We start from the raw sequence: 20,448 nt of genomic DNA, 5'->3' as shown, positions 1-20,448 counted from the left end.
GTATGCGGGCGGCTCAAATATAAGGAACCCCACATTAAGGAGGAACTGTTCAAATGGCAAAGGCAAAGTTTGAACGTAACAAACCGCACGTTAACATCGGTACTATTGGTCACGTCGACCATGGTAAAACGACTCTGACTGCTGCAATCACTACTGTATTGTCCAAAACTTACGGTGGCGCAGCTATCGCATTCGATCAAATCGACAAAGCTCCTGAAGAGCGCGAACGTGGTATCACAATCTCCACTTCCCACGTTGAATATGAAACTCCTAACCGTCACTACGCTCACGTAGACTGCCCTGGTCACGCCGACTATGTTAAAAACATGATCACTGGCGCAGCGCAAATGGACGGAGCTATCCTGGTTGTATCCGCAGCTGATGGCCCAATGCCACAAACTCGCGAGCACATCCTGTTGTCCCGTCAAGTAGGCGTTCCTTACATCGTTGTCTTCTTGAACAAATGCGACATGGTTGAAGACGAAGAGTTGTTGGAATTGGTTGAAATGGAAGTTCGCGACTTGCTTAGCGAGTATGACTTCCCAGGCGACGATACTCCAATCATCCGTGGTTCTGCTCGTGAAGCTCTGCAAAACCCAGATGGCGATTACGCTAAAAAAATCATCGAAATGTTTGAAACAATCGATGAGTACATTCCACTTCCTGAGCGTCAAACTGACAAGCCTTTCTTGATGCCTGTCGAAGACGTATTCTCCATCACTGGCCGCGGTACTGTGGCAACTGGTCGCGTAGAACGCGGAACAGTTAAAGTCGGAGAAGAAATCGAAATCGTTGGTATTCATGAAGATACTAAGAAATCCGTAGTTACGGGCGTAGAAATGTTCCGTAAATTGCTGGATTCCGCTCAAGCTGGGGACAACATCGGAGCATTGCTTCGTGGTGTTGACCGTAACATGATCGAGCGTGGCCAAGTATTGGCTAAGCCGAACTCCGTTAAACCACACACTGAGTTCACTGCTCAAATTTACGTTTTGACAAAAGAAGAAGGTGGCCGTCACAAGCCTTTCTTCACTGGATACCGTCCACAGTTCTACTTCCGTACAACTGACGTAACTGGTATCATCAACTTGCCAGAAGGTACTGAAATGGTTATGCCTGGTGATAACATCTCCGTAACCGTACAACTGATCTCCCCAATCGCTATTGAAGAAGGTACTAAATTCTCCATTCGCGAAGGTGGCCGTACAGTTGGTGCTGGTAGCGTAGCTTCTATCCAAAAATAATAATTCGACTTCTATCTGCGGGTAGATTCCGAATTACAAACACCCCTGATTCTTCTTGCGGAGAATCAGGGGCTTTTTTTTATTTTTTTTTTTTGAGAAAGATTTATTATTCGACACCAATTGATAATAAAGCATAACAATATGATCTTTTTCTACATAATTCGTCAAATTACAACAATCGATTGTTTACAATTATACTAATCTTAGAGTAAAATGAAGGAGGTATAATAATGTAAAATAATAGGAGTTGTGGGAGGGTGTTAATATGGGGAAATGTCCTTTTTCCTTCATGCATGCGTTAACTGCACGTAATAATAATGTGGATTCTCCTGCCTCTCGTTCCTTAGACTTCAAGGATCAGAATCATTCTGTTGCGGAGTCTTTTCATAAACTGGAAGGACATGGCGAACTTAACGAGCAGATGAGGATGATTGATCTAACTGAAGCAGATCTGAACTTACTACGCAGGGTGAAACCTGTTGTTGAGCAGAATATAGACTATATCATTGATCAATTTTACAATTCTGTATTAGGTGTAAATAAACTCGAAGCTATTATTTTGGAACATAGCAGTATAGATAGGTTAAAAACTACTCTGCGTGGTCATATCCTAGAGATTTTTAATGGAAAGGTTGACGATGAGTACATAGCAAAGCGTCTAATGATCGCTAATATTCATAAAAGAGTAGGGCTTGAGCCTAAATGGTACTTATCTGCTTTTCAGAATCTTCAGAACGTATTTATACGCGTTATATATAATGAAACAAACGATGACAATATACGCCTTCGAGTGGTTCAGACGGTGACTAAACTGCTTAATCTTGAGCAGCAATTGGTGCTAGAAGAATATGAGAAGGAGAATATAAGAGAGAAGGAGGAGCAATATTTATTAGTAAAAAATGAATTGAAACAAAAAATTTCAGAGTTTAGCGTTGAACTGATAGATTATAGCATCGATACTAATGCTGCTGTGAAGCAGCCAGTGGCAAGCAGCAATGAAGTAAGTAGAACATTCCAACGTACGGCTTCATCCGCTCTGGAGTCACAGGGATTAGCTGCAGATGGGCATGAACACTTGGACGATTTGACTGAGCAAATTAATCTCATATATCAGACCACCAGTGAGATGGAAGACTCGATCATTGAGTTAAGCGATTCCTCTAAACAAATTCAAAAAATCGTGAACTCAGTAAGGGAAATTGCTGATCAGACTAAAATCCTCTCACTTAATGCAACGATTGAAGCCGCAAGAGCTGGTGAGCATGGTAGAGGGTTTAGTGTGGTTGCTCAAGAAGTTAGCCGGCTTGCGGAGGATACTAAGAATACTGTGATTCAGATCGTAGAGCTAACAAATAAATCAGGACTCCTCACTCAGCAGGTTGTAGAAGAGATTCGTAAGGTGCAGGACTTAACTAAGAATGGGAAACACCAATCGGTCGAGACTAGTCTTTCGTTCTCTGATATTGTAGACGCTATGCGTAGCAGTACACAGGAGATTGTAATAGTGGAAGAAGAAATAAGAACCTTAATCCAAACCATTGAGGGGATCGGAACTGCAACGGCTCAGACTGCTTCCTCCGCAGAGATTTTTAAGTCTGCGACAGCGAATCTTTAACATATATATAGTAGAAGAACAGCGCATGAAAAAAATATGCGTTGTTTTTCTATTTTTGCTTGCAATACTGCTGCCTATTATATATAATAATAAATGTTGTTCTGAGACGTTGCGATGATGTGAGAGGTTACTGACACACCCGGCCCCTTTGCCATGGGGACGAGGTCAGAAAATTTTCACGGAGTATGTCCGATACCAAATTGGGCGATAGAAGGAGGGACTAAAATGGCAAAGCAAAAAATTCGTATTCGCTTGAAAGCATACGACCACAGAATTCTTGATCAATCCGCTGAGAAGATTGTTGAAACAGCAAAACGTTCGGGTGCAGGTGTGTCCGGGCCGATTCCGTTACCAACTGAGAAGCAAATCATTACTATTCTCCGTGCGGTACACAAGTACAAGGATTCCCGTGAACAGTTTGAACAACGGACTCACAAACGTTTGATCGATATTGTGAACCCAACACCACAAACTGTGGATGCCTTGATGCGCTTGGATCTACCGTCCGGTGTAGATATCGAAATCAAATTGTAATTCTATTTTAAGTAACTTAGGAAAAGAAAAGAGGTGTCAACATTGAAAGGTATCTTAGGAAAAAAACTCGGTATGACTCAAGTGTTTACTCCAGAAGGTAACGTAATTCCTGTTACTGTTATCGAAGCAGGACCTTGTGTAGTACTGCAAAAGAAAGACCTGAATATCGACGGATATGAAGCAGTGCAATTGGGCTTTTCTGATAAAAAAGAAAAACGCTCCAATAAGCCTGAACAGGGTCACGCCAAAAAGGCAAATGCAACACCTAAGCGCTACGTTCGTGAAATTCGCGGTGTTGATCTCGGGTCTCTCGAGGTTGGACAAGAACTGAAGGCTGATATCTTTGCTGAGGGCGAATTTGTTGACGTAACTGGTACATCTAAAGGTAAAGGTTTCCAAGGTAACATCAAACGTTGGGGACAAAGCCGCGGACCAATGGCACACGGATCGCGTTACCACAGAAGACCGGGTTCCATGGGTTCTATCCAAGCTAACCGTGTTCCTAAGGGCAAACGCCTTCCAGGACATATGGGTCACACGACTATTACGGTTCAAAAGCTTGAAATTATCAAGGTTGATGTTGAACGTAACGTATTGCTGGTTAAAGGCGCTATCCCAGGTCCTAAAAACAGCTTCGTGAAAGTTAAACAAACCGTTAAGAAATAATTATTGAAGAAAGGAGGAACATGAAATGCCAAAAGTAACACTTTTTAATATTAGTGGCAACGAAGTTGGTGAAGTGGAACTGAGCGATACAGTATTCGGTATTGAACCGAATGAGCACGTTCTACATGAAGCTGCGCTTATGCAAAGAGCTTCCCTACGTCGTGGTACACACAAAGTAAAAGGACGTTCTGAAGTTCGTGGCGGTGGACGTAAACCTTGGAAACAAAAAGGTACAGGTCGCGCTCGTCAAGGCTCCATTCGTTCTCCACAATGGAAAGGCGGCGGCGTTGTCTTCGGACCAACACCACGTAGCTATTCCTGGAAACTGCCTAAGAAGGTTCGTCGTTTGGCGATCAAATCCGCTTTGTCCTCGAAAGTACTCGAGAATGACATTATCGTATTGGATAGCTTGACAATGAATGCTCCGAAAACGAAAGAATTCGCAGCAATCTTGAACAATCTGAAAGTAGATCGTAAAGCGTTGATCGTAGCTACTAGCTATGATGATAACGTAGCACTTTCCGCTCGTAACATCCCTGGGGTGAAATTCGTAGCGGCTGACGGCATTAATGTTCTTGACGTACTGACGTACGACAAACTGATCATCACTAAAGAAGCAGTTCTGAAGGTAGAGGAGGTGTTCGCGTAATGAAAGATCCTCGTGATATTATCAAACGTCCGGTGATTACGGAACGTACTTCCGACTACATGAGCGAAATGAAATACGCTTTTGAAGTGGATATCCGTGCTAACAAAACCGAAATCAAAAAAGCTGTCGAGGCTATTTTCAAAGTAAAAGTAACAAATGTGAACACAATGCGCGTACCTGGCAAACTGAAACGTTATGGTAAATATTCTGGTTACACTCCAGAGTGGAAAAAAGCCATCGTTAAGCTTAGCCCGGACAGCAAACCGCTTGAATTTTTTGAAGCGGTAGAATAATACTCTGTTGAAGTAAGGAGGGAACTACAGTGCCAATCAAAAAGTACAAACCGACCTCTCCGGCAAGACGCGCTATGTCCGTGTCTACGTTTGAAGAAATTACAACAAACCAGCCAGAGAAATCGTTGCTTTCTCCGCTGTTCAAACATGCGGGACGCAACAACCAAGGTAAAATTACGGTTCGTCACCATGGCGGCGGACATAAACGTAAATACCGTATTATCGACTTCAAGCGGACTAAAGACGGCATACCAGGTAGCGTTGCTACAATCGAGTATGACCCGAACCGCACATCTAATATTGCTTTGATCCACTATGCTGATGGAGAGAAACGTTATATCATCGCTCCTAAAGGTCTAAGAGTTGGGGATAAAGTAGAGTCCGGTCCTGCGGCCGACATCAAAATTGGTAACAGTCTTCCACTGGAAAACATTCCAGTAGGTACAGTTATCCACAACATTGAGTTGAAACCAGGTAAAGGCGGACAATTGGTTCGTGCAGCTGGTACAGAAGCTCAATTGCTTGGTAAAGAAGAAAAATACTGTTCCGTTCGTTTGTCATCCGGTGAGGTTCGTAAGATCCTTAGCGTATGCCGTGCAACTATCGGTTCCGTAGGTAACGAAGATCACGAATTGATCAAAATCGGTAAAGCTGGACGTAGTCGCTGGCTCGGCCGTCGTCCTGAAGTTCGCGGGGTAGTAATGAACCCTAACGATCACCCACACGGTGGTGGTGAAGGTCGCGCTCCAATCGGACGTAAATCGCCAATGTCTCCATGGGGCAAACCAACCCTTGGTTACAAAACGCGTAAGAAAAACAAGGCATCTGATAAATATATCGTTCGCCGCCGCACTAAATAAGACGCTTCTGGCAAGTTAATAAAGCGCGAAGCGTCGATTCGCGGTTTGAAGAACCGGATGAAGGGAGGATTCACACATGGGTCGCAGTTTAAAGAAGGGGCCGTTTATCGATGGCTACCTGCTTAAAAAAGTTGAGGAACTGAACGAGGCTGAAAAAAAGGTTGTAGTTAAAACTTGGTCCCGTCGCTCAACCATTTTCCCTCAGTTTATCGGACATACGTTTGGTGTATATGACGGCCGTAAACACGTGCCTGTATACGTAACAGAAGATATGGTAGGTCACAAGTTGGGCGAGTTCGCGCCAACACGTACTTACAAAGGCCACGCGGGTGACGATAAGAAAACAAGAAGATAATAATAAGGTCTCTGTTTGAAAGGAGGTTAAACAATGGAAGCAAAAGCACATGCAAGATCGGTGCGAATTTCCGCTCGTAAAGCGAAACTGGTTGTTGACTTGATTCGCGGTAAGCAAGTGGGGGAAGCAATTGCTATTCTTCGCCACACTCCGAAATCCGCTTCTCCGGTCGTTGAAAAGTTGCTTAATTCGGCAATTGCGAATGCTGAGCATAACTATTCTTTGGACGTGAACAGTTTGTTCGTTAGCGAGGTTTTCGTTAACCAAGGACCTACTATGAAACGTTTCCGTCCGCGCGCCATGGGCCGCGCAAGTCGGATCAATAAACGCACGAGCCACATTACACTGGTGGTATCTGAGAAATAAGGAGGGATAACACGTGGGTCAAAAGGTAAATCCAATCGGACTCCGAATCGGTATTATTCGCGATTGGGAATCTAAATGGTATGCAGGAAAAGATTTCGGTACTCTTCTGATGGAAGACGTCAAAATCCGGGAATACCTTAAAGGCAAATTGAAGGATTCCGCTGTTTCCCATATCGAGATCGAAAGAGCGGCTAGCCGCGTGAACGTTACAATTCATACAGCTAAACCAGGTATGGTTATTGGTAAAGGCGGAGCAGAAGTAGAAGTACTTCGCAGCGCAGTTACAGCAATCGCTGGTGGCAAAAAAGTACACATCAACATCAATGAAATCAAGCACCCTGAATTGGATGCAATTCTTGTTGCTGAGAGCATTGCTCAACAATTGGAACGTCGTGTATCGTTCCGTCGTGCCCTCAAACAAGCGATTCAAAGAACTATGCGTTCTGGCGCAAAAGGGATTAAAACTCAAGTGGGCGGACGTCTTGGCGGAGCTGAGATTGCTCGTTCAGAAGGTTATAGCGAAGGAACAGTTCCACTTCATACGCTTCGTGCCGATATCGATTACGGAACGGCTGAAGCACATACAACTTACGGTCTTATCGGCGTAAAAGTATGGATCTACCGTGGAGAAGTTCTTCCCCCAGCTAAGAAACAAGCTGCTCAGGAAGGAGGCAACTAATCATGTTGGTACCAAAACGCGTAAAACACCGCAAGCAACAACGCGGACACATGAAGGGTATGGCAAAAGGCGGTACTGAATTGAACTTCGGCGAATTCGGCCTGGTTGCACTTGAACCGTCTTGGATCACTAACCGTCAGATCGAAGCTGCTCGTATCGCGATGACACGTTATATCAAACGTGGCGGTCAAGTTTGGATCAAGATTTTCCCAGATAAACCTATTACTCAAAAGCCTCTCGAGGTTCGTATGGGTAGTGGTAAAGGTAACGTTGAGAAATGGGTAGCCGTAGTTAAACCGGGCAAGATTATGTTCGAACTCGGAGGCGTGTCGGAAGAAATCGCTCGTGAAGCGATGCGTCTTGCCGCTCACAAGCTGCCTGTAAAGACTAAGTTTGTGAAACGTGAAGAATTGGGTGGTGAAGCAAATGAAAGCTAATGAACTTCGCAACTTAACCACTGCTGAGATTGAACAAAAGATCGCTGGATTCAAAGAGGAACTTTTTAATCTCCGTTTTCAATTGGCAACTGGCCAATTGGACAACCCAACTCGGATTCGTGACGTGCGTAAGGAAATAGCTCGTGCTAAAACCGTGATCCATCAAAGAGTGCTTGGGATTAGTTAAGTGAGACGGATCGCAGATCCGTATTCAGGAAGGAGGCTAACTAATGAGTGAAGAACGTAATGCACGTAAAGTGCTAATCGGTAAAGTGGTCAGTGATAAAATGGATAAAACCATCGTAGTTGCTGTTGAAACCTATAAAAAACACAATTTGTACCACAAACGCATCAAGTCTACGAAGAAATTCAAAGCACATGATGAGGGAAATGTTGCAAAGATTGGCGATACCGTAAAACTCATGGAAACTCGTCCGTTGTCTAAGGACAAACGTTGGAGACTAGTTGAAGTGGTAGAAGCAGCGGTTATCATCTAAGATAATCAAGAGAGTTTTTCCGGAAGGAGGAAATTATAATGATTCAACCATTTACACGTTTGCATGTGGCTGACAACTCTGGTGCGAAGGAACTGATGTGTATCCGCGTACTGGGTGGTACTGGACGCCGTACAGCAGCAATCGGTGATTTGATCGTTTGTTCCGTTAAACAAGCAACACCAGGCGGCGTTGTCAAAAAAGGTGATGTTGTTAGAGCGGTAGTTGTTCGTACGAAACGTTCCGTTCGTCGTAAAGATGGATCTTACATCGCATTCGACGAAAATGCAGCTGTTGTTGTTAAAGACGACAGAAGCCCTCGTGGAACACGTATCTTTGGACCAGTTGCTCGCGAACTTCGCGATAAAGACTACATGAAGATCGTTTCCTTGGCACCGGAAGTTATCTAATAAACACGGCACCAATAAGTTGAAGGTTAGTTATAGGAGGTGTAATAAATGCCTAGAGTGAAAAAAGTTCTGGAATCCCATAACAATAAACTGCACGTGAAGAAAGATGACGTGGTGCTTGTGATTAGTGGTAAAGACAAAGGCAAAAAAGGCCGTGTCATCGCTGCTTATCCTCGTGAAAACCGCGTTCTGGTAGAAGGCGTCAATATGGTGAAAAAACACCAAAAGCCGAACCAGCTGAATCCACAGGGTGGAATTATTGAGCAGGAAGCTTCGATTCATGTGTCCAACGTAATGCACATCGATCCGAAGACCGGCAAAGTAACCCGTATCGGTTACAAAGTTTTGGACAATGGTAAAAAAGTTCGGATTGCTAAAAGATCCGGAGAGATTATCGACTAATCTAGCCCTTAAGAAAGGAGGTTAAATCTTCATGGCAGCAAGAATGAAAGAACGTTTTCTTAACGAAATTACACCTGCTTTGATGCAGAAGTTTAACTATACAACTGTTATGCAAGTGCCTAAGATCGAGAAGGTTGTCATCAACATGGGTGTGGGTGACGCTGTTCAAAACTCCAAAGTACTTGATGCTGCAGTTAATGACATGCAGTTGATCGCTGGTCAAAAACCAGTAATCACTAAAGCTAAAAAATCCATCGCTGGTTTCAAACTACGCGAAAATATGCCGATTGGGGTTAAAGTAACACTGCGCGGAGAGCGTATGTATTACTTCTTGGACAAATTGTTCAACGTAACACTTCCACGTGTACGTGACTTCCGTGGTGTTTCCACTAAAGCCTTTGATGGCCGTGGTAACTACACACTTGGTCTTAAAGAACAATTGATCTTCCCCGAGATCGAATATGACAAAGTGGATAAAGTCCGCGGTATGGACATCGTTATTGTAACGACTGCTAAGACGGACGAGGAATCCCGCGAGCTGCTGGGTCAGCTGGGAATGCCTTTCGCAAAATAAAGTCGGTTAATCCATTTTCTCCGAAAATGTTTAGGAGGTGTCAGGCTAAGTGGCAAAAACTTCGATGAAAGTTAAACAACAACGTACGCCTAAGTTTAAAGTACGTGCATATACACGTTGCGAACGTTGTGGTCGTCCACATTCGGTACTGCAAAAGTTCAAAATTTGCAGAATTTGTTTCCGTGAATTAGCTTATAAAGGCCAGATCCCTGGCGTGAAAAAAGCAAGTTGGTAAGAAGTTTATAAACGGGAAGGAGGTTTACACACATGACTATGTCTGATCCTATTGCAGATATGCTTACTCGTATTCGTAACGCTAACATTGTGCGTCACGAGACGGTAGAAATGCCTGCTTCTACTATGAAGAAACAAATCGCTGACATTTTGAAGCGTGAAGGTTTCATCCGCGATGCGGAATTCGTTGAAGATAGCAAACAAGGGATTATCCGTATCTTCTTGAAATACGGCCCTAACCAAGAGCGTGTTATTTCTGGTTTGAAAAGAATCAGTAAACCAGGCCTTCGCGTATACACGAAGAGCAATGAAGTGCCTCGTGTACTCGGTGGTCTAGGAATCGCGATTATCTCCACATCTAAGGGAGTTATGACCGACAAAGAAGCTCGTCAATCAAAATCTGGCGGAGAAGTTGTCTGCTACATTTGGTAATAAACGTCACAAGATAAGGAGGTGCAACACATGTCTCGTATTGGTCGCAAACCAATCGCAGTACCTAGCGGTGTAGATGTCACTTTGGACAACGCCGTTATTACAGTAAAAGGTCCAAAAGGTTCTTTGACTCGTGAGCTTCATAAAGACATGAAGGTTACAGTTGAAAATAACGAAATTACCGTTGTTCGCCCGTCGGATAACAAATTGCATCGTTCACTTCACGGCACAACCCGCTCCGTTGTCAACAACATGGTAGCAGGTGTGACTGAAGGTTTCTCGAAATCTCTGGAACTGGTTGGGGTCGGATATCGTGCAAGCAAATCCGGAGATAAAATCGTTCTGAACGTTGGTTATTCCCACCCGGTTGAAATTACACCGGAAGCTGGTATCGAGTTCGAAGTTCCTGCGAACACGAAGATCATCGTTAAAGGTATCGATAAAGAACGCGTTGGCGCATACGCTGCTAAAATCCGTTCCGTTCGTGAACCAGAACCGTATAAAGGTAAAGGTATCAAATATGAAGGCGAGCGTATCATCCGCAAAGAAGGTAAAGCTGGTAAGAAGAAATAACCAGTTTAAACTTAATTGTAAGATACCCCGTGCATCTTAAAGTGAAGCTGTTTACGGCAAACTGAAGGGAGTGAAAGGGAAGTCATGATTACAAAAGAAGATAAAAACAAGGCTCGTCTCAAAAGACACCTGCGTGTTCGTAAGAAGATCCAGGGAACTACTGAGCGTCCACGTTTGAACGTATTCCGTTCTTCGAAACACATCTACGCTCAACTGATCGATGATGTTAAAGGGGTTACTATCGTATCCGCTTCTACACTTGATAAAGATCTGAGCGCTAATATCGGTAATGGCGGCAGCGTTGAAGCTGCAGCGAAAGTTGGCCAATTGGTCGCTGAGCGTGCCAAAGAAAAAGGCTATGCAGTGGTCGTATTCGACCGCGGAGGTTACTTGTACCATGGACGGATTCAAGCATTGGCTGATGCAGCTCGTGAAGCTGGTCTTGAATTCTAGAATAATTCTTAAAAGGAGGTTAACGACTTGCGTGTAGATCCGAACAGTTTAGAACTGACAGAAAGAGTTGTACACATTAACCGTGTTGCAAAAGTTGTAAAAGGCGGACGCCGTTTCAGCTTTAGTGCACTTGTTGTTGTGGGCGACGGCAACGGCTACGTCGGTGCTGGTATCGGTAAAGCCGGCGAAGTTCCGGATGCCATCCGTAAAGGCATTGAAGACGCCAAGAAAAACCTGATTCACATCCCAATCGTAGGAACTTCGATTCCCCATCTCGTTACTGGACACTTCGGCGCAGGACGCGTGTTGCTGAAACCAGCATCAGAGGGTACTGGCGTTATCGCTGGCGGTCCAGTTCGTGCGGTATTGGAATTGGCAGGCGTTGGCGACATTTTGACAAAATCACTGGGTTCTTCGAATTCCATGAACATGGTCAATGCAACTTTGGAGGGACTTTCCCGTCTGAAACGCATTGAAGAGGTCGCGAAACTTCGCGGCAAATCTGTCGAAGAATTGCGCGGTTAAGGAGGGGAACGTCAATGGCAAAATTGCAAATTACCCTCGTACGTAGTGTAATCGGACGTCCAGAAACACAACGTGTTACTGTTAAGACGCTCGGCCTGCGTAAACTCAACACGACAGTGGTTCACAATGACAGTCCTGCAATTCGCGGAATGATCAATAAAGTGAGTCACTTGCTATCTGTAACTGAAATTGAAGGCTAAACGCCTCGCATAAATTAACAAACATAAGGAGGTGCAAACGATGAAGTTACATGAACTTGCTCCAGCTCCTGGTTCCCGCAAAGAACGCAATCGCGTTGGTCGTGGTCCTAGTAGCGGAAATGGTAAAACTTCCGGTCGCGGTCACAAAGGTCAAAACTCACGTTCTGGCGGTGGTGTTCGTCCGGGCTTCGAGGGTGGACAAAATCCGCTCTATCGTCGTCTGCCTAAACGTGGTTTCGTCAATCCTACCCGTAAAGAGTATGCGATTGTGAACCTGGAAGATCTGAATAGCTTTGCAGAAGGAACTGAAGTGACTCCGCAGTTGTTGCTTGAAACTGGTGTTGTCAAGAATTCCAAAAGCGGCATCAAGATTCTCGGCAACGGTGAGTTGACCGTAAAATTGACTGTACAAGCAAATAAGTTCTCTCAATCTGCGGTAGAGAAAATCGAGGCTGCCGGCGGTAAAACCGAGGTGATCTAATGTTCAAGACGCTTAAGAATATCTGGCATGTTGAAGATTTGCGCAAAAAGATCCTGTTTACCTTGTTCATTCTGATTATCTACCGTATCGGTTCGTTTGTTCCGGTTCCTGGTGTGAACAAAGATGTACTGCAAACAGCAAATCAGAGTGGTGACGCTTTGATGGGACTCTTGAACACCTTTTCGGGCGGAGCGCTCAAAAACTTCTCGATATTTGCGATCAGTATTTACCCGTACATTACAGCATCCATCATCGTGCAATTGCTGTCGATGGATGTTGTTCCTAAGTTTGCTGAATGGGCTAAACAAGGGGAGCACGGGAAAAAACAATTGGCGCAAATCACTCGTTACGGTACAGTGATATTAGCCCTGATCCAAGGTTTTGCTACGTCGATAGGGTTTAACCGGATTTATGGAACTCAAATGATGCCGAATGCGACATTTGCTGATTACTTGCTGGTTGCCATTATCTTGACGGCGGGTACTTCTTTCTTGATGTGGCTTGGTGAACAGATTACCGAAAAGGGAATCGGGAACGGGATTTCGATCCTGATTTTTGCGGGAATCGTCGCCGCCATTCCGGGGTATATCACAAGTACGGCTAACTCAAGTTTTATTCAGCCGGATCAGGTGTTCCTGAATATTCTTAAAGTCGTTATCGTGCTGATTGTGATTGTAGCGATTATTACAGCAGTTATCTTCGTACAGCAAGGTATTCGGAAGATTCCTGTTCAATACGCTAAACGCGTAGTCGGCAATAAAATGTACGGTGGACAGAATACACATATCCCATTGAAAATTAATGCGGCAGGTGTAATTCCGGTAATCTTCGCCGTATCATTGCTTCAGTTCCCAGTTGTTCTCTCCAGTTTCTGGTCAACACATGCCTGGGCACAATGGATTACCAAATATTTGGCAACCGATGCTCCGCTTGGTATGCTTCTGTATGTAGTGATGATCATCGGGTTCACGTTCTTCTATACGTTCGTGCAGATGAATCCTCAACAGATGGCCGATAACATGAAGAAGAATGGTGGTTACATCCCAGGTATCCGTCCTGGTAAAGCTACAGAGAAATATCTGACTAGAGTAATGTCTCGTTTGACTATGTCAGGCGCGTTGTTCCTAGCTTTGATCTCTGTACTACCGATGTTCTTCGGTGCTATATCTGGATTGCCCAAAGAAGTTCGAATTGGTGGCACTGCGCTGCTTATCGTAATCGGTGTGGCATTGGATACTATGAAGCAGATCGAGAGCCATTTGATCAAACGCCATTACAAAGGCTTCATCAATAAATAGGTGATAGGTTCCGGTGAAGCTTAAGTTTTTATTCTTCCCGGCACCTATTATGCTGTTTCTTGCTTGGTGGCGAACTTTTGGGGGGAGAGAGAAATCGTGAACATTTTATTCATGGGCCCTCCTGGGGCAGGCAAGGGAACACAAGCGGCAGAAATCGTTAAAGAATTTGGTATTCCTCATATTTCGACAGGAGATGCTTTCCGTTTGGCAATCAAACAGGAAACTCCGGTAGGATTGAAGGCCAAATCATTTATAGATCAAGGTTTGCTTGTACCAGATGATGTGACCATTGGGATAGTCGAAGAACGGTTGCAGCAGTCCGATTGCGAAAAAGGATTTCTATTGGATGGTTTTCCAAGAACTCTTTCGCAAGCGGAAGCGCTGGATGATATTCTTAGCCGTTTGAACACTTCTTTGGATCATGTCATCAACTTGAATGTTGACCGTGGATTGCTAATGGCGCGTCTTACTGGACGTCGTATCTGCAGCGTTTGCGGAGCATCCTACCATTTAATCTTCAACCCGCCGAAGCAAGATGGCATTTGCGACATTGATGGCGGTGAGTTATATCAACGTCCGGATGACAACGAAGAAAGTGTAGGCAAGCGCCTGGATGAGTATGATAATAAAACAGCGCCGCTGCTTGCGTTTTATGATAATAAAGGTCTTTTGCGTCAGGTAAACGGGGAAAACGAAATTAATGTCGTTACTTCTGAAATCGTGTCTTTAATGCGGGGTTAATGTAATGATCATTTGTAAATCCGAACAGGAACTTGCCTTTATGAGGGAAGCTGGTCGAATTGTTGCCGAGAGTCACCGTCTTATTGCTCAGGCCATTGAGCCTGGCATTACAACGGGCGAGCTCGACAGAATCGCCGATCAATACATTCGCAGTCAAGATGCTGTGCCGTCTTTCAAAGGCTACAACGGTTTTCCTGCCAGCATTTGCGCTTCAGTCAACGAACAATTGGTGCATGGATTTCCAGGTAAACGTAAACTGATCGAAGGCGATATTGTTACGCTGGATATCGGTGCAGAGTACCGCGGTTATCACGGTGATTCCGCCTGGACCTACGGTGTGGGCAGCATTTCCGAAGAGGCTCAGCGTTTGCTGGACGTTACGGAAGGCTCCTTGTACGCGGGACTGGCGTTAGTTAAGCCGGATGTGCGCTTGTTTACAATCTCCCATGCTATTCAGCAGTACATCGAAGAGGCTGGTTTCTCAGTCGTACGTGAGTATGTTGGTCATGGTATTGGGGCAAAACTGCATGAAGAACCGCAAATTCCGAATTATGGCATAGCGGACCGCGGACCACGTCTGAAACCGGGTATGGTGCTCGCGATTGAGCCGATGGTAAACGCAGGAAAGAGACATGTCAGAACACTGGAAGATAACTGGACTGTCGTTACGGTTGATGGCTCACTATGTGCTCACTTCGAGCATACAGTAGCAGTTACTCCGGACGGCATGGAAATTTTCACAAAACTGAATGCGTAGGTGATCTCCTCTTGAATACTGTGAGCAGCCCGCAGGTTGGTCAATTAGTGAGAATTCTCAAAGGCAAAGATGCCGGAGAGGCAGCCGTTGTTATCGCAGTTGTTGATAGCAGATTTGTATACATTGCAGATGGAGACAAACGTAAGTTTGATGGGCCAAAGAAGAAGAATATTCTTCATCTTGAGCTCATACCCTTCATCAGCAGTGAGGTTGTGGACAGTTTGAAGGAAACTGGGCGGGTAACAAACGGAAAGCTGCGATTCGCAGTCATGAAGTATGCTGGACCCACCGGAATAAGTGCTGATGAGAAAGGAGACTAACTGTGGCTAAGGAAGATGTCATTGAAGTAGAAGGTACTGTCCTTGAACCGTTGCCAAACGCAACGTTTAAGGTTGAGCTTGAGAACGGTCATCAAATACTTGCCCATGTATCCGGTAAATTGCGGATGCACTTTATCCGTATTTTGACCGGAGACAAAGTGGTCGTGCAGTTATCGCCTTATGATTTATCAAAAGGTCGTATAACTTACCGTAAATAGATGGGAACTACGAAAAAAGTTTTGCTTCGCAAAACTTTGAGGAGGTAATTAACATGAAGGTAAGACCTTCTGTAAAGCCCATTTGCGAGAAATGTAAAGTAATCCGCCGCAAAGGGACTGTTATGGTGATTTGCGAAAATCCGAAACACAAACAAAAACAAGGTTAAGAAGGGGGTGTAGCGTAAAATGGCTCGTATAGCTGGAGTGGATTTGCCACGTGACAAACGCGTTGAGATCGCCTTGACTTATATTTTCGGAATCGGTAAAACGACTTCTCAGAAAATTCTTAATGAAACAGGCATTAGCGCTAATACACGTGTCCGTGATTTGACGGAAGATGAAGTCAGCAAACTGCGTGAAACGATCGACAAAACGGTTAAGGTTGAAGGTGACCTGCGTCGTGAAATTTCCTTAAATATTAAACGTCTTACTGAGATCGGCTGTTACCGCGGTGTTCGCCACCGTCGTGGATTGCCTGTTCGCGGTCAACGTACTAAAACGAATGCCCGTACCCGGAAAGGCCCGCGTCGTACGGTAGCAAACAAAAAGAAATAATAAGGGGGGATAAGAGACAATGGCTAAACCGAAAAAAGTCGTACGTACCAAACGTCGCGACCGTAAAAATATCGAATCCGGCGTGGCACATATTCGTTCCACGTTCAACAACACCATCGTTACCATCACGGATCCTCACGGAAATGCAATTTCCTGGGCAAGCTCCGGCGGCCAAGGATTTAAAGGTTCCCGTAAGTCCACTCCATTCGCAGCGCAAATGGCAGCTGAATCAGCAGCTAAAGCAGCTATGGAGCACGGCATGAAGTCGGTTGAGGTTATGGTTAAAGGACCGGGCGCGGGCCGCGAAGCAGCCATCCGTTCCCTTCAAGCTGCAGGGCTTGAAGTTAACCTTATTAAAGACGTAACTCCGGTTCCTCACAATGGATGCCGTCCGCCTAAGCGTCGTCGCGTATAGTGAAATCAGTATTGTGAATGTGGTATAATTCTGACGCATCTGCTAATAATAGGTGTTTAGGCATACTACATGATGCACCTGATGGGGTGACAGTTTCATATAGGAGCGACGTTGAAGGAGGGGTAAACTCGTGATAGAAATCGAAAAGCCGAAGATTGAGACCGTAGAAGCTAATGATGAAGGTACCTATGGGAAATTCGTAGTTGAACCGCTGGAACGTGGGTATGGCACGACTCTGGGGAACTCGCTTCGCCGGATATTGCTTTCTTCGCTTCCAGGAGCCGCAGTGACTTCGGTCCAAATTGACGGCGTTCTGCATGAGTTCTCGACCGTTCCAGGCGTAATGGAAGATGTGACGGAAATCATTCTGAACCTTAAAGCCTTGTCTCTGAAGATTCATTCAGACGAGGAAAAAGTGTTCGAGATTGATGCTGAAGGGGAAGGCATCGTTACCGCAGGTGATATCCGTGCGGACAGCGATGTTGAGATCCTCAATCCGGATCTTCACATTGCAACGCTGGGACCTGGTGCGAGACTTCATATGCGTATTTTTGCAGGCCGTGGTCGCGGCTATGTCCAAGCGGACCGGAACAAACGTGACGATCAGCCAATTGGTGTTATTCCAGTTGACTCCATCTACACTCCAATTTCACGCGTTAACTACGGCATAGACAATACACGTGTTGGTCAAGTGACCAACTACGACAAATTGACGCTTGAAATTTGGACGGATGGAAGTATCAGACCGGAAGAGGCTGTAAGCCTCGGAGCCAAAATTTTGAACGAGCACCTCGTTCTGTTCGTAGGTCTTACGGACGAAGCGAAAGACGCCGAAATTATGGTTGAAAAAGAAGAAGACAAAAAAGAAAAAGTACTTGAGATGACAATCGAAGAGCTTGATCTTTCTGTTCGTTCCTACAACTGCCTCAAACGTGCTGGTATTAATACCGTACAAGAGCTTACCACGAAGACTGAAGAAGATATGATGAAGGTGCGTAACCTTGGTCGCAAATCTTTGGAAGAAGTTCAGGAAAAGCTTGAGGAACTTGGTTTGGGTCTCCGCACAGAAGAATAGCTGCAGATTGCTTTAGTAAAGGAGGGAAAACACAATGGCATACCAAAAATTGGGCCGTGATTCCAGTGCGCGTAAAGCGTTATTTCGCGACATGGTAACGGATCTGTTTTTATACGAGCGCATCCAAACAACGGAAGCTAAAGCGAAAGAAGTTCGTTCTATCGCTGAAAAGCTGATCACTAAAGCTAAAAAAGGTGATCTTCATGCTCGTCGTCAAGTAGCTGCATTTGTTCGCCGCGAGACTGTTGATGGTGAACAAGATGCAATTCAAAAATTGTTCTCTGACATTGCTCCTCGTTACACTGAGCGTCCAGGTGGATACACTCGTATCCTTAAACTAGGACCTCGTCGTGGCGACGCTGCGCCTATGGTTTATCTTGAATTGGTAGACCGCGCGTAGTATCACAAGTATTGATTTCCGATGCTTCCCTTTCATCCAGCCCTCTTTGGAGTAAAGATGGGGGAAATATCAGCGTTATTGTGCTGCAGAGGCGCAAGACTCTGCTGTACTAATAACCGTGGGAATCACCTTGGTTCAATTGAAGGAGCTCCCGCAGGGGCTCTTTTTTTTGAAATTAAGGATCCTATAGGACTCTTTTAGTTCTATATATGAAAAATGGATGCCGTCCTACTAGGGACGGCGAAGCCATTTCTTCAAATAGAAGATCAGACAGTGCTTCGATCGACGTTCTGCTGACCGGTTTAAAAAGGAGAACGGAATGCGTAATCTATTGATGAAGGTCAATTATGACGGAACGAATTATGATGGCTTTCAGACCCAGCCTCAGGGCAATACGATTCAGGATCGGCTGGAGCAAGCCATACTCCATCTGACAGGTGAGAAGCTTAAGATTACTGCTTCAGGCCGCACAGATGCCGGAGTACATGCCTATGGCCAGCCTTTTAACTTTACAACCTCCTCTCGAATCCCAACTGAACGTTGGTGTCTAGCGCTTAATGCCCGGCTGCCACAAGACATCGTGGTTACAGAGGCTAGGGAAGTTCCGCTAACGTTTCACTCTCGTAGAGGGGCTAAGCGTAAAACTTACCGATACACGATTAATGGCAACAGGTTTCCAGATCCGTTTCAACGGCGCTGGCAGCTTCACCATCCAGTGAAGTTGGACATTCCTGCGATGCAGCAAGGCTTAACGCAAATTATAGGGACACATGACTTCACTTCGTTTGCATCACGACGGTCTACGAAGACTTCTCATGTACGAACGATCTTTGAAGCTCATATGGAAGTAGATCGCAGTATGTGCCGACCCTCTTCATCAGATCAAGGAGTTATCCATACTTATATAACGGGTAGTGGATTTCTTCAGCACATGGTTCGCATTATTATGGGGACTTTGATCCATGTGGGGGAAGGTAAAATACCTGCTGATAAGGTTGCTGAAATATTGGCAGCATGTGATCGATCACATGCTGGTCCAACAGCTGTGGCCATGGGGTTAGCTTTGTGGAGTGTTGAATATGACGAGATTGAAGGTGAATAGTTTTTTCTATAAATTTCTTCCTAATTAATAGGCTAAATGTTTAAAAATCACTTGCACTTGTTATGTTTATACTGTAATATAAAAGTTGTGTTTTCTTGATGGCTATCCCACAGCCCCGATCAGGAAAATGCCAAGAAAATGCTTTGCTTAACTCACATAATCGTAATTCAATGAGAAACAAGATATACGAAACAGAAGATTTTCGTACGAGAACAAGGAGGAAACATTCATGCGTACCACCTATATGGCGAAGCCGAACGAAGTTGAACGCAATTGGCACATTATTGATGCCGAAGGCAAAACACTCGGTCGTTTGGCCAGCGAAGCCGCTGCTTTGATCCGTGGCAAACACAAACCGCAATTCACTCCACACGTTGATACAGGAGATTTCGTTATCGTAATCAACGCTGAGAAAATTCACTTGACCGGTAAGAAATTGCAAAACAAAAAATACTACCGTCACTCGATGCACCCAGGTGGTTTGAAAGTTACTAATGCTGAAACTCTGCTGAACACTAAACCAGAACGCGTAATTGAATTCGCGGTTCATGGTATGATTCCTAAGACTCGTCAAGGGGACCACATGAAGCTGAGATTGAAAGTATATGCAGGCGCCGAGCATCCACATGCAGCACAAAAACCTGAAGTTTACGAACTTCGCGGATAAGAATAGAGGAGGACAGTTTCATGGCACAAGTACAATACTATGGGACAGGTCGTCGTAAACATTCGGTAGCACGTGTTCGCCTTGTACCGGGTGAAGGACGCATTGTCATTAACAAACGTGAGATGGACGAATATTTCGGTGTGGAAACACTGAAAATGATCGTAAAACAACCTTTGAACCTGACTGAAACACTGGGCAACTACGATGTAATCGTTCTTGCACATGGTGGCGGCATTTCCGGTCAAGCTGGAGCAATTCGTCACGGTATCTCCCGTGCATTGCTTAAAGTTGACCCTGAATATCGCGGTGCATTGAAGAAAGCCGGCTTCCTGACTCGTGACCCACGTATGAAGGAACGTAAGAAATACGGCTTGAAGGCTGCACGTCGTGCGCCTCAGTTCTCGAAACGTTAATATCCCTTGTG

The 20,448-nt window shown here is 44.9% G+C and carries 36 protein-coding genes; all 36 read left to right on the top strand.

What is annotated here, in order from left to right:
• Window positions 1-53 precede the first annotated feature (53 nt).
• The 36 genes from tuf to rpsI all read left to right on the top strand — a co-directional run bounded on the left by tuf (window position 54) and on the right by rpsI (window position 20,437).
• Window positions 54-1,244 carry an elongation factor Tu gene (gene tuf / locus MKZ16_RS29650; RefSeq protein ID WP_036680523.1) on the top strand — a complete coding sequence of 397 codons (1,191 nt, stop codon included), beginning with the start codon at window positions 54-56 and terminating at the stop codon, window positions 1,242-1,244.
• Window positions 1,245-1,509: 265 nt separating this feature from the next.
• On the top strand, window positions 1,510-2,859 hold the full coding sequence (locus MKZ16_RS29645; RefSeq protein WP_076105931.1) for a globin-coupled sensor protein: 1,350 nt from the start codon (window positions 1,510-1,512) through the stop codon (window positions 2,857-2,859).
• A gap of 225 nt (window positions 2,860-3,084) precedes the next feature.
• Window positions 3,085-3,393, top strand: coding sequence for a 30S ribosomal protein S10 (gene rpsJ / locus MKZ16_RS29640; protein ID WP_017692074.1), 309 nt, complete (start codon window positions 3,085-3,087; stop codon window positions 3,391-3,393).
• 42 nt (window positions 3,394-3,435) lie between these two features.
• Entirely contained in the window at window positions 3,436-4,059 is a 624-nt protein-coding gene (rplC, locus tag MKZ16_RS29635; RefSeq protein ID WP_036680532.1) for a 50S ribosomal protein L3, read from the top strand.
• A 25-nt stretch (window positions 4,060-4,084) separates the two neighbouring features.
• Window positions 4,085-4,708, top strand: coding sequence for a 50S ribosomal protein L4 (gene rplD, locus MKZ16_RS29630; RefSeq protein WP_036680536.1), 624 nt, complete (start codon window positions 4,085-4,087; stop codon window positions 4,706-4,708).
• The gene (rplW, locus tag MKZ16_RS29625; RefSeq protein WP_036680537.1) at window positions 4,708-5,001 is read left to right on the top strand and encodes a 50S ribosomal protein L23; all 294 of its coding nucleotides are present in this window, start codon (window positions 4,708-4,710) and stop codon (window positions 4,999-5,001) included. Before rplD ends, rplW begins: the two co-directional genes overlap by 1 nt.
• Before the next feature lie 29 nt (window positions 5,002-5,030).
• Window positions 5,031-5,861 (top strand): 50S ribosomal protein L2, encoded by an 831-nt coding sequence (gene rplB, locus MKZ16_RS29620; protein WP_036680541.1) that lies wholly within the window; start codon window positions 5,031-5,033, stop codon window positions 5,859-5,861.
• A 76-nt stretch (window positions 5,862-5,937) separates the two neighbouring features.
• Window positions 5,938-6,216 (top strand): 30S ribosomal protein S19, encoded by a 279-nt coding sequence (gene rpsS / locus MKZ16_RS29615; protein WP_036652940.1) that lies wholly within the window; start codon window positions 5,938-5,940, stop codon window positions 6,214-6,216.
• A gap of 33 nt (window positions 6,217-6,249) precedes the next feature.
• Window positions 6,250-6,582, top strand: coding sequence for a 50S ribosomal protein L22 (gene rplV / locus MKZ16_RS29610; protein WP_036680546.1), 333 nt, complete (start codon window positions 6,250-6,252; stop codon window positions 6,580-6,582).
• 13 nt (window positions 6,583-6,595) lie between these two features.
• Entirely contained in the window at window positions 6,596-7,261 is a 666-nt protein-coding gene (gene rpsC, locus MKZ16_RS29605; protein ID WP_038573452.1) for a 30S ribosomal protein S3, read from the top strand.
• A 2-nt stretch (window positions 7,262-7,263) separates the two neighbouring features.
• Complete coding sequence (gene rplP, locus MKZ16_RS29600) at window positions 7,264-7,698, top strand: 50S ribosomal protein L16 (protein WP_036680552.1); 435 nt, start codon at window positions 7,264-7,266, stop codon at window positions 7,696-7,698.
• Entirely contained in the window at window positions 7,688-7,885 is a 198-nt protein-coding gene (gene rpmC, locus MKZ16_RS29595; RefSeq protein ID WP_019908232.1) for a 50S ribosomal protein L29, read from the top strand. The genes rplP and rpmC overlap by 11 nt, the downstream gene beginning before the upstream one ends.
• 43 nt (window positions 7,886-7,928) lie before the next feature.
• Window positions 7,929-8,195, top strand: a complete 267-nt coding sequence (gene rpsQ, locus MKZ16_RS29590) for a 30S ribosomal protein S17 (protein ID WP_036680554.1) — start codon at window positions 7,929-7,931, stop codon at window positions 8,193-8,195.
• A 38-nt stretch (window positions 8,196-8,233) separates the two neighbouring features.
• A complete protein-coding gene (rplN, locus tag MKZ16_RS29585) occupies window positions 8,234-8,602 on the top strand; it encodes a 50S ribosomal protein L14 (protein ID WP_036680556.1) in 369 nt (122 codons plus the stop codon).
• 48 nt (window positions 8,603-8,650) lie between these two features.
• On the top strand, window positions 8,651-9,004 hold the full coding sequence (gene rplX / locus MKZ16_RS29580) for a 50S ribosomal protein L24 (protein ID WP_076099615.1): 354 nt from the start codon (window positions 8,651-8,653) through the stop codon (window positions 9,002-9,004).
• A 31-nt stretch (window positions 9,005-9,035) separates the two neighbouring features.
• Window positions 9,036-9,578, top strand: coding sequence for a 50S ribosomal protein L5 (gene rplE, locus MKZ16_RS29575; RefSeq protein ID WP_036680558.1), 543 nt, complete (start codon window positions 9,036-9,038; stop codon window positions 9,576-9,578).
• Between the two features lie 49 nt (window positions 9,579-9,627).
• Window positions 9,628-9,813, top strand: a complete 186-nt coding sequence (locus tag MKZ16_RS29570) for a type Z 30S ribosomal protein S14 (RefSeq protein WP_013312154.1) — start codon at window positions 9,628-9,630, stop codon at window positions 9,811-9,813.
• 32 nt (window positions 9,814-9,845) lie between these two features.
• Window positions 9,846-10,244 carry a 30S ribosomal protein S8 gene (gene rpsH / locus MKZ16_RS29565; protein WP_036680560.1) on the top strand — a complete coding sequence of 133 codons (399 nt, stop codon included), beginning with the start codon at window positions 9,846-9,848 and terminating at the stop codon, window positions 10,242-10,244.
• A gap of 30 nt (window positions 10,245-10,274) precedes the next feature.
• Window positions 10,275-10,817 (top strand): 50S ribosomal protein L6, encoded by a 543-nt coding sequence (rplF, locus tag MKZ16_RS29560; RefSeq protein WP_036680562.1) that lies wholly within the window; start codon window positions 10,275-10,277, stop codon window positions 10,815-10,817.
• 84 nt (window positions 10,818-10,901) lie between these two features.
• Complete coding sequence (rplR, locus tag MKZ16_RS29555) at window positions 10,902-11,270, top strand: 50S ribosomal protein L18 (RefSeq protein WP_036680564.1); 369 nt, start codon at window positions 10,902-10,904, stop codon at window positions 11,268-11,270.
• 27 nt (window positions 11,271-11,297) lie between these two features.
• Window positions 11,298-11,795 (top strand): 30S ribosomal protein S5, encoded by a 498-nt coding sequence (gene rpsE, locus MKZ16_RS29550; RefSeq protein WP_036652980.1) that lies wholly within the window; start codon window positions 11,298-11,300, stop codon window positions 11,793-11,795.
• Between the two features lie 14 nt (window positions 11,796-11,809).
• Window positions 11,810-11,995: a 50S ribosomal protein L30 gene (gene rpmD, locus MKZ16_RS29545; RefSeq protein ID WP_036680567.1), complete on the top strand. Its 186-nt coding sequence runs from the start codon at window positions 11,810-11,812 to the stop codon at window positions 11,993-11,995.
• 40 nt (window positions 11,996-12,035) lie between these two features.
• On the top strand, window positions 12,036-12,476 hold the full coding sequence (gene rplO, locus MKZ16_RS29540) for a 50S ribosomal protein L15 (protein ID WP_036680569.1): 441 nt from the start codon (window positions 12,036-12,038) through the stop codon (window positions 12,474-12,476).
• On the top strand, window positions 12,476-13,774 hold the full coding sequence (secY, locus tag MKZ16_RS29535) for a preprotein translocase subunit SecY (RefSeq protein ID WP_076105929.1): 1,299 nt from the start codon (window positions 12,476-12,478) through the stop codon (window positions 13,772-13,774). Before rplO ends, secY begins: the two co-directional genes overlap by 1 nt.
• Window positions 13,775-13,870: 96 nt before the next feature.
• Complete coding sequence (locus MKZ16_RS29530) at window positions 13,871-14,515, top strand: adenylate kinase (RefSeq protein WP_038573451.1); 645 nt, start codon at window positions 13,871-13,873, stop codon at window positions 14,513-14,515.
• Between the two features lie 4 nt (window positions 14,516-14,519).
• Window positions 14,520-15,272, top strand: a complete 753-nt coding sequence (gene map, locus MKZ16_RS29525) for a type I methionyl aminopeptidase (RefSeq protein ID WP_038573450.1) — start codon at window positions 14,520-14,522, stop codon at window positions 15,270-15,272.
• An 11-nt stretch (window positions 15,273-15,283) separates the two neighbouring features.
• Entirely contained in the window at window positions 15,284-15,592 is a 309-nt protein-coding gene (locus MKZ16_RS29520; protein WP_036680581.1) for a KOW domain-containing RNA-binding protein, read from the top strand.
• 2 nt (window positions 15,593-15,594) lie between these two features.
• Window positions 15,595-15,810, top strand: a complete 216-nt coding sequence (infA, locus tag MKZ16_RS29515) for a translation initiation factor IF-1 (protein WP_036652996.1) — start codon at window positions 15,595-15,597, stop codon at window positions 15,808-15,810.
• A gap of 53 nt (window positions 15,811-15,863) precedes the next feature.
• The gene (rpmJ, locus tag MKZ16_RS29510; protein ID WP_003322638.1) at window positions 15,864-15,977 is read left to right on the top strand and encodes a 50S ribosomal protein L36; all 114 of its coding nucleotides are present in this window, start codon (window positions 15,864-15,866) and stop codon (window positions 15,975-15,977) included.
• Window positions 15,978-15,996: 19 nt separating this feature from the next.
• Window positions 15,997-16,365 carry a 30S ribosomal protein S13 gene (gene rpsM, locus MKZ16_RS29505; protein WP_036680583.1) on the top strand — a complete coding sequence of 123 codons (369 nt, stop codon included), beginning with the start codon at window positions 15,997-15,999 and terminating at the stop codon, window positions 16,363-16,365.
• 19 nt (window positions 16,366-16,384) lie between these two features.
• On the top strand, window positions 16,385-16,780 hold the full coding sequence (rpsK, locus tag MKZ16_RS29500; protein ID WP_019908251.1) for a 30S ribosomal protein S11: 396 nt from the start codon (window positions 16,385-16,387) through the stop codon (window positions 16,778-16,780).
• A gap of 130 nt (window positions 16,781-16,910) precedes the next feature.
• A complete protein-coding gene (locus MKZ16_RS29495) occupies window positions 16,911-17,855 on the top strand; it encodes a DNA-directed RNA polymerase subunit alpha (RefSeq protein WP_036680585.1) in 945 nt (314 codons plus the stop codon).
• A 34-nt stretch (window positions 17,856-17,889) separates the two neighbouring features.
• Entirely contained in the window at window positions 17,890-18,255 is a 366-nt protein-coding gene (gene rplQ / locus MKZ16_RS29490; RefSeq protein ID WP_019908254.1) for a 50S ribosomal protein L17, read from the top strand.
• 319 nt (window positions 18,256-18,574) lie between these two features.
• On the top strand, window positions 18,575-19,357 hold the full coding sequence (gene truA, locus MKZ16_RS29485; RefSeq protein WP_076105927.1) for a tRNA pseudouridine(38-40) synthase TruA: 783 nt from the start codon (window positions 18,575-18,577) through the stop codon (window positions 19,355-19,357).
• 229 nt (window positions 19,358-19,586) lie between these two features.
• The gene (rplM, locus tag MKZ16_RS29480) at window positions 19,587-20,024 is read left to right on the top strand and encodes a 50S ribosomal protein L13 (protein ID WP_036680589.1); all 438 of its coding nucleotides are present in this window, start codon (window positions 19,587-19,589) and stop codon (window positions 20,022-20,024) included.
• A gap of 20 nt (window positions 20,025-20,044) precedes the next feature.
• A complete protein-coding gene (gene rpsI, locus MKZ16_RS29475; RefSeq protein WP_025706574.1) occupies window positions 20,045-20,437 on the top strand; it encodes a 30S ribosomal protein S9 in 393 nt (130 codons plus the stop codon).
• Window positions 20,438-20,448 lie beyond the last annotated feature (11 nt).

Source organism: Paenibacillus sp. FSL R5-0928, from assembly GCF_037970385.1.
GTDB classification, from domain to species: domain Bacteria; phylum Bacillota; class Bacilli; order Paenibacillales; family Paenibacillaceae; genus Paenibacillus_AQ; species Paenibacillus_AQ odorifer.
This window is presented reverse-complemented; position numbering and strand designations above follow the sequence as displayed.